The sequence below is a fragment of the Sphingopyxis sp. genome (assembly GCF_036402335.1).
Classification (GTDB): Bacteria; Pseudomonadota; Alphaproteobacteria; order Sphingomonadales; family Sphingomonadaceae; genus Sphingopyxis.
Genome location: NZ_DASWTD010000586.1, coordinates 1 through 6,771, shown reverse-complemented (window position 1 = coordinate 6,771; position 6,771 = coordinate 1). Strand labels below are relative to the sequence as shown.

General features: G+C 66.6%; 6 protein-coding genes and 1 pseudogene. 4 read left to right on the top strand and 3 right to left on the bottom strand.

The window, feature by feature from the left end; all coding sequences use genetic code 11:
• Window positions 1-275 precede the first annotated feature (275 nt).
• The 3 genes from VGD20_RS19040 to VGD20_RS19030 are packed head-to-tail and all read right to left on the bottom strand — an operon-like array spanning window position 276 to window position 2,860.
• Window positions 276-851, bottom strand: a complete 576-nt coding sequence (locus tag VGD20_RS19040; RefSeq protein ID WP_331135951.1) for a Smr/MutS family protein — start codon at window positions 849-851, stop codon at window positions 276-278.
• A gap of 1 nt (window position 852) precedes the next feature.
• Window positions 853-2,193, bottom strand: coding sequence for a murein transglycosylase A (locus VGD20_RS19035; RefSeq protein ID WP_331135950.1), 1,341 nt, complete (start codon window positions 2,191-2,193; stop codon window positions 853-855).
• A gap of 4 nt (window positions 2,194-2,197) precedes the next feature.
• Entirely contained in the window at window positions 2,198-2,860 is a 663-nt protein-coding gene (locus VGD20_RS19030; protein ID WP_331135949.1) for a Tim44/TimA family putative adaptor protein, read from the bottom strand.
• Window positions 2,861-3,111: 251 nt separating this feature from the next.
• Between VGD20_RS19030 and secB the strand changes: the two genes are divergently transcribed.
• The 4 genes and pseudogenes from secB to VGD20_RS19010 all read left to right on the top strand — a co-directional run.
• Window positions 3,112-3,630 carry a protein-export chaperone SecB gene (secB, locus tag VGD20_RS19025; protein ID WP_331135948.1) on the top strand — a complete coding sequence of 173 codons (519 nt, stop codon included), beginning with the start codon at window positions 3,112-3,114 and terminating at the stop codon, window positions 3,628-3,630.
• Between the two features lie 28 nt (window positions 3,631-3,658).
• A complete protein-coding gene (murJ, locus tag VGD20_RS19020) occupies window positions 3,659-5,266 on the top strand; it encodes a murein biosynthesis integral membrane protein MurJ (RefSeq protein WP_331135947.1) in 1,608 nt (535 codons plus the stop codon).
• A gap of 3 nt (window positions 5,267-5,269) precedes the next feature.
• Window positions 5,270-6,292 (top strand): tryptophan--tRNA ligase, encoded by a 1,023-nt coding sequence (trpS, locus tag VGD20_RS19015; RefSeq protein WP_331135946.1) that lies wholly within the window; start codon window positions 5,270-5,272, stop codon window positions 6,290-6,292.
• A 172-nt stretch (window positions 6,293-6,464) separates the two neighbouring features.
• Window positions 6,465-6,771, top strand: a pseudogene (locus VGD20_RS19010) (DUF4136 domain-containing protein); the annotation flags it as partial.

Below are 6,771 nucleotides of genomic sequence, written 5' to 3'. Positions count from 1 at the left end.
ACGATGCACAAGCTCGACGAGGCGGTGGCGGTGGCGGATCTCCACACGCTGACCGCCATCTATCGCGGCATATTGATGCGCGCCTTGGCGGGCTGAGAATATCTCACGCAAAAGCGCAAAGTCGCCAAGAGGAAGAATCTCACACAAAGACACGAAGAGGGCGCACCGCTTGGCGGACGTCGCGCGTCGCCGCAGGCGACCTTCTATAAGGCGCTTCGCGCGAACGAGAGCAGCGGTGCCGGAGAAAGCTGCCCTCTTTGTGTCCTTGTGTGAGACTATTCCTCGCGGCTCCGCCGCAGGATTACATAGACCGCGCCAGCTCCGCCGTGGCTGATATGCGCGGGGCGGAGCGCGACGATCTGGTCGGCATAGGGTGAGTAAGCGAGCCAGTCGGGCAGCGAGGCGCGAATCGCGCCACGGGGGCGCGGGTCGCCATGCATCTGCGGCAGGCGGTCGGCTCCGGGACGGAGGCGCCCCGCGACCACGAGCAGCACGCGCGCGCCGCGCATCAGCCCGCGCCCGATCGCCTCGTCGAGCAAGGCCTGCGCCGAGGCCAGCGTATGGCCGTGAAGGTCTATGCTAAGGTCGGGGCGGACGAGCCCCTTGCGCAGGCGCCGGTCCCAATGGCCATCGAGCGTCGCGGCCTGGTGCGTGCGGCGCGGCGGCGGAAGCTTTGCGGCGGGACGCGGAGCCGCAGCAGGCGCCGCGGCGCTGCGCGGGGTCGGCCGCGGCGGGCTGACCGTCGGCGGCGCGACGGGCGCAAGCGGCGCCTTCGTCTTGGCTAACGGCTTTACGGTCGCTGCGACCTTTTTCCAAAGCGCACTTTCCTCGGGGGCGAGGCGCCGCGGCACATCAAGGCGCCGGGATCAGCCGCGCGATACTGGCGCGCGGGAGCAGCAACAGCGCCGAACCGCGTCCGGACATGCCACCGGCGATTGCGCGCGCTTCGTCGCCTGCGCCCCAGAAGCTGTCGAAGCGGTTCGCGCCCTTGATCGCACCGCCGGTATCCTGCGCGATCCACAAGCCATTGGGTTCGGCGCGGTCGAGCGAGAGGAAGACGGGGGCGCCGAGCGGCACATATTTGGGATCGGCGGCGACGCTCGCGCGGCCGGTCACCGGCACGCCGAGTGCGCCGAGCGGCCCGGCGCCGGTGAGTTCGCGGAAAAAGACCCAGCTCGGATTCTCGTTCATCACCGCGGCGCCGCGCACCGGGTCGGCGCGAAGGTAATCGAGGATGCCCTGCATCGAGGCCTGGCCGCGTTGAAGCTCGCCGCGGTCGAGCAGCAATTTGCCGATGCCGACATAGTCGCGGCCGTTCTGGCTGTCGTAGCCGATACGCATGATCCCGCCGTCGGGAAGGCGGAGGCGGCCCGACCCCTGCACCTGCAGGAAGAAAAATTCGGCCGCGTCGGCGGCGTAAGCGAGTTCCAGCCCGCGTCCGTCGAGCGCGCCGCCCTCGATCGCGGCGCGGTCGTAATAGCGCACGAAATTGGGGCCGTCGGCGCGGCCGCGGATCTTGCGGCCCTTCAGATCGTCGGCAAACTGGCCGAGGTCGACTTCGACAAGGTCGGCGGGGCGGCGATAGATGGGGACGTCATAGCCCGCGCGTTTTGTGCGCGAGGCGGCGATTTCGGGTTCGTAATAGCCGGTGACGAACGCCGTGCCGGCACCGACCTGCACCGTAGCGAAATAGCGGGTGAAGAAGGCCGACGCGTCGCTGTCCTTCCAGTTTTTCGCCGCGTTGCAGCTTTCGGTCCAGTCGGCGTTTTGGGTGAGGCCGCTCGTGTCGGCACGCCGCTGCACCGACGGGCAGCTGATGCGGAAGGCGGCGAGCGCCGCACTCGCCTGCTGCGCGGTCACGCCGAGCGTCGCAAAATCGGGGCCGGCGATCACGCCGCTGGTCGCGGCGGTCGTGGCGCTGGCAGGAACGGCGGCGGCGGGAAGCGGCGCACGCGGGGTCGCCGGGATCGGCTTGGCCGCGGCGCCCGGGCTCTCCGACCGACGCGGCTGATAGGGGCGCGGCGTGCCGGCCGGTCGCGGCGACGGCGTCGGAGCGGGCGCAGTGGCACCGGGGCGCGGGCCGCCCGTATCGGGAATGACCGATGCGCAGCCCGACAACAGCGGCAGCGCGGCACAGAGGGCGAATCCGAAAGCGCGCGCCCGGCGCGCCCCGGGCGTCATGTCGGCGGGCATGCGATCAGGCAGCTTCGATTTCGTCGAGCAGCCAATTGGGGTCGCTGCTGCCGATTGCGCGGCGGAAGCTCCATAGATCGTCGGTCTGCGATGCGTCGCTCATCGACCCGGCGATCAGCTTGCCGTCGGCATCGCGCGTGATCGCGCTGATATCGGCCTGGTAACGCACCGTGATGCGCGCTTCGGTCCGGCCCACGTCGACCGCAGTGATCTTGGCCGAATCGATGCCGATCAGGCGATTGTCGAGCGTTTCGCCGCGCGCTTCGCGCGCTTCGATCGCTTCGACAAAAGCTTCGTAGCTGTCGTCATCGCACAGGTCGCGCAGCGTCTCGCGGTCGCCCGACCAATAGGCTTCGGAGATCATGCGATACGCCGCTTCGGCGCCCTCCATGAACCGGCCGGCGTCGAAATGGCGATCGGTCGCGAGCAGCTGGCGGAGGCCAACCTCGGCAGCGGGTTCATAAACGAGGCCCGAAGTGTCGGCGGGCGCCGGCGCGGTGGCCTGCGATCCGTCATTCTCGTCGAGCCGGACCGGCGATGCGGCAGTCCGTTCGCGCGGCAGCACGGGCTCTTGCTCGTGCCCGGTGCGCTTGCCGAGCACCGAATAGAGCCGCATGCCGAGGAAAGCGGCAATCATGGCGAGCAGGACGATCGAAAAAGCGGTCACGGGCAACAGTCCAATGCGGGCAATGGAAACAAACTGGCTGATACATAGGCGATACGCGCCTCGGTTTCAAATAGCCATGGCCGCTGCCGCGCGGCAGGTCAACGCTTCACCGGCCGCTATAGCGTCGGATCGCGCCCCCATTGTGCTGATCGCCGGGCGCTGCTAAGCGCCGCGACAACCGCCCGTCGCGGTCCGGACACGGTCTGCGGCGCGGATATTGTTTCCATCTTTTCAGTGAAAGCACCTGCATCATGGCCGACGAGACCAGCGCCGACATCAACAATCCCGCCCTTCAGCCGAACGGCGAGGACACGAGCCCGGCGATCGGCCTGATTTCGCAATATGTGAAGGATCTGTCGTTCGAAAATCCGAACGCGCCGGCGGTCTACCAGTGGCAGGACGCGCCGCAGGTCGACGTCCAGTTCAACATCGCGGCCGAAGGCGTCGGTGACAATCTGTTCGAAGTGTCGCTCAAGATCGACGTCACCTCGAAGACCGACCAAGGCACGAGCTTTGTGATCGACCTGAAATATGCGGGCCTGTTCGGCGTCCGCAACGTCCCCGAAGACCAGCTTCAGCCCTTCTTCCTCGCTGAAGCGCCGCGCATCCTGTTCCCCTTCGCCCGCCGCGTCATCGCCGATGCGGTCCGCGATGGCGGTTTCGCGCCGCTGCTGCTCGAGCCGATCGATTTCCATGGCCTGTTCATGCAGCAGGTCCAGGCACAGGGCGAAGGCCAGGGCGAAATCCCCGCGCCGGTCGGCGAAGCCTGACACCTCCCCGTCCGGCTGACCTCGCGCGATGAGCAGCCTGATCAGGAATGTCGGGACGATCGGCGGGCTGACGATGGTCAGCCGCATTTTCGGCTTCGCCCGCGACATGCTGCTCGCGCGCGTGCTGGGTGCCGGCCTTGCTGCCGATGCGTTCCAGCTCGCCTTTACGTTACCCAATACCTTTCGGCGCCTGTTCGCCGAAGGGGCTTTCTCGGTCGCCTTCGTGCCGATGTACAGCCGCGCGCTGCACGGTACGGGCGACGGGGGTGAGGGCGGCGAGGAAGCCGCGGCGAAATTCGCCGACGATGTGCTGTCGGTCTTCCTGTGGGTGCTGCTCGCCTTTTCGGCGGTGATGATGATCGCGATGCCCGCGATCGTCTGGCTGCTCGCGCGCGATTTCCAGGAGGTGCCGGGCAAGTTCGACCTCGCGGTCTTCCTCAGCCGGCTGACCTTTCCCTATCTCGGGCTGATCAGCCTCGTCGCGATGCTGTCGGGCCTGCTCAACGCGCGGTCGCGCTTTGCGCCGGGCGCGTTTGCCCCAGTCCTGCTCAATATCGTGCTGATCGCGGGCATTATCACCGGATGGTGGCTGCGCGGCGACAGTCATGACGACCGGATCGTTGCGGTGGCACTGGCGGTGTCGGTCAGCCTCGCGGGGGTCGCACAGCTCGCTTACCTGATCTGGTCGGTGCGGCGCGCGGGGCTCCGGCTCCACTGGCGGCTGCCCAAATTCACGCCCGAGGTGAAAAAGCTCGGAATGCTGATCCTGCCCGCGACCTTTGGCGCCGGAATCTATCAGATCAGCCAGTTCGTCGACACTTTCTTCGCGACCTCGCTGCCGCAGGGTTCGCTGACTTTGCTCAAGCTCGCCGACCGGCTCAACCAGATGCCGCTCGGCATCGTCGGCATCGCGCTCGGCACCGCGATCCTGCCGATGCTGTCGCGCCATATCCACGGCGGCGATGCCGCCGAGGCGCAGCGATTGCAGGGCAATGCCTTCGAGATGGCAACGCTGTTGACCTTGCCCGCCGCCGCCGCGCTCACGATCTGCGCCCCCGCCTTTACCGCCGCCTTTTTCGTCGGCGGGAAATTCACCGCGGCCGATGGCGCGATCATGGCGCATATCGTCGTGGCGCTTGTCGCCGGGCTCCCCGCCTATGTCATCGTCAAGATATTGAACCCCGGGTTTTTCGCGCGCGAGGACATGCGCACGCCGGTGTGGACGGCGCTTGCCTCGCTGATCATCAACATCGCGATCAACCTGTATGTAGTCGAACGGTACGGCATTGTCGGCCTCGCCGGCGCGACCGCGGCGTCGGCCAGCATCAACTGCCTGCTGCTCTATACCGTGCTTCACCGCCGCGGCTGGTTCCATTTCACGGCCCGGCTGGCGGGCCGTATCGCGCGGCAGCTGGTCGCGGTTGCTGCGATGTCGGGGTTGCTGTGGTGGATGATGCCGATGATGGCGCCCTATTATGGCGGCGGGGTGTTCGACCGTATCTGGTCGCTGGCGGCGCTTGTCGCGGCAGGCGGCGCGGCGTTTTTCGCCGCCGCCTTCCTCGTCGGCGCGCTTGACAAGGATCTGGTCGCCATGCTCACGCGGCGGCGCGGCAAACCTGTCGCCACAGAGGAGTAAGACATGCGGACGCTATCGGGCATCCAGCCCACCGGAAATTTGCATCTCGGCAATTATCTGGGCGCGATCCGCAACTGGGTGCGCATGCAGGACGCGATGGAGGGCGACAAGCTCTATTTCCTCGCCGACCTCCACGCGATCTCGATGCCGCACGTTCCGGCGGAGCTGACCGCCAACACCCGCGCGATGACCGCCGCGCTCGTCGCCTGCGGGATCGACACCGACCGCTCGCTGCTCTTCAACCAGGCGCGCGTCCCCGCGCACGCCGAATTGCAATGGCTGCTCAACGGCACCGCGCGGCTCGGCTGGCTCAACCGGATGACGCAGTTCAAGGACAAGTCGGGCAAGAATCGCGAAGGTGCGTCGGCAGCGCTCTATACCTATCCCGTGCTGCAGGCGGCCGATGTGCTGCTCTATCAAACGACGCACGTCCCGGTCGGCGAGGACCAGAAGCAGCATCTCGAGCTGGCGCGCGACATCGCGCAAAAGTTCAACAATGATTATGCCCCGAAAAATGCGGATGGTTCGGACGCGGCGGTCTTCACGCTGCCCGAACCGATCATTCCGGCCGGAATGGCGCGCATCATGAGCCTGCGCGACGGGACGGCAAAAATGTCGAAGTCCGACCCGTCGGACATGAGCCGCATCAACCTGACCGACGATGCCGATACGATGATGCAGAAGGTCCGCAAGGCGAAGACCGACCCCGAAGCACTGCCGTCCGACGCAGCGGGGCTGGAGGGACGCCCCGAGGCGCGCAATCTCGTCGGTATTTACGCCGCACTCGCCGACACGAGCATCGACGCGGTCCTGCGCGACCATGCGGGGCAAGGATTCGGCGCGTTCAAGCCCGCGCTCGGCGAACTGCTGATCGAGACGCTCGGTCCGATCAACGCGCGCTTCGTCGCGCTCAAGGACGATGCCGCCGCGCTCGACGCCATCCTCGACAAGGGCGCGGCGAAAGCACGCGTGCTCGCGAAACCGACGCTCGACGCCGCTTATGACGCGCTGGGGTTCTGCCGCTGATATCGCGCAGCTTTTGGCGCAGGAAATTCTTGTTTTTGCGCGGCGGTTCTCCATATTCCTTATGGAACGAAGGTGCGACGAACCGGGTTCAACCAAGGTTAAGTCGCATCGGTATAGTCTATGGTATGAGAGCGCGGCTTGTATGCGCATCCCGAATCACGGAGCCAAGACGATGAGCAAGATGAATTTCCGGCGGCTGGGCCTGGCCGCGATGACGGGCGCGGCGCTGGCGCTGGCTGGCTGCGCGACCCCGTTCAAGGCCGATGTAGCGCGTTTCCAGACGCAGCTTCCCGCACCGCAGGGCCAGAGTTTCGTCGTCGAGGCGAGCAATCCCGCACTGCAGGGCGGCATCGAGTTCGGCCAGTACGCCAACCTCGTTGCTGGCGAGCTGACGCGCTACGGCTATCGCCCCGCGGCGAACGGCGAGCGTGCCGACCTTGTCGTCCGCATGGACTATGGCGTCGACAAGGGACGCGAAC

Coding starts and splice junctions, on each gene's coding strand:
- VGD20_RS19035 (WP_331135950.1), bottom strand. CDS start 2,193: ATGCCCGCCGACATGACGCCCGGGGCGCGCCGGGCGCGCGCTTTCGGA.
- trpS (WP_331135946.1), top strand. CDS start 5,270: ATGCGGACGCTATCGGGCATCCAGCCCACCGGAAATTTGCATCTCGGC.
- murJ (WP_331135947.1), top strand. CDS start 3,659: ATGAGCAGCCTGATCAGGAATGTCGGGACGATCGGCGGGCTGACGATG.
- secB (WP_331135948.1), top strand. CDS start 3,112: ATGGCCGACGAGACCAGCGCCGACATCAACAATCCCGCCCTTCAGCCG.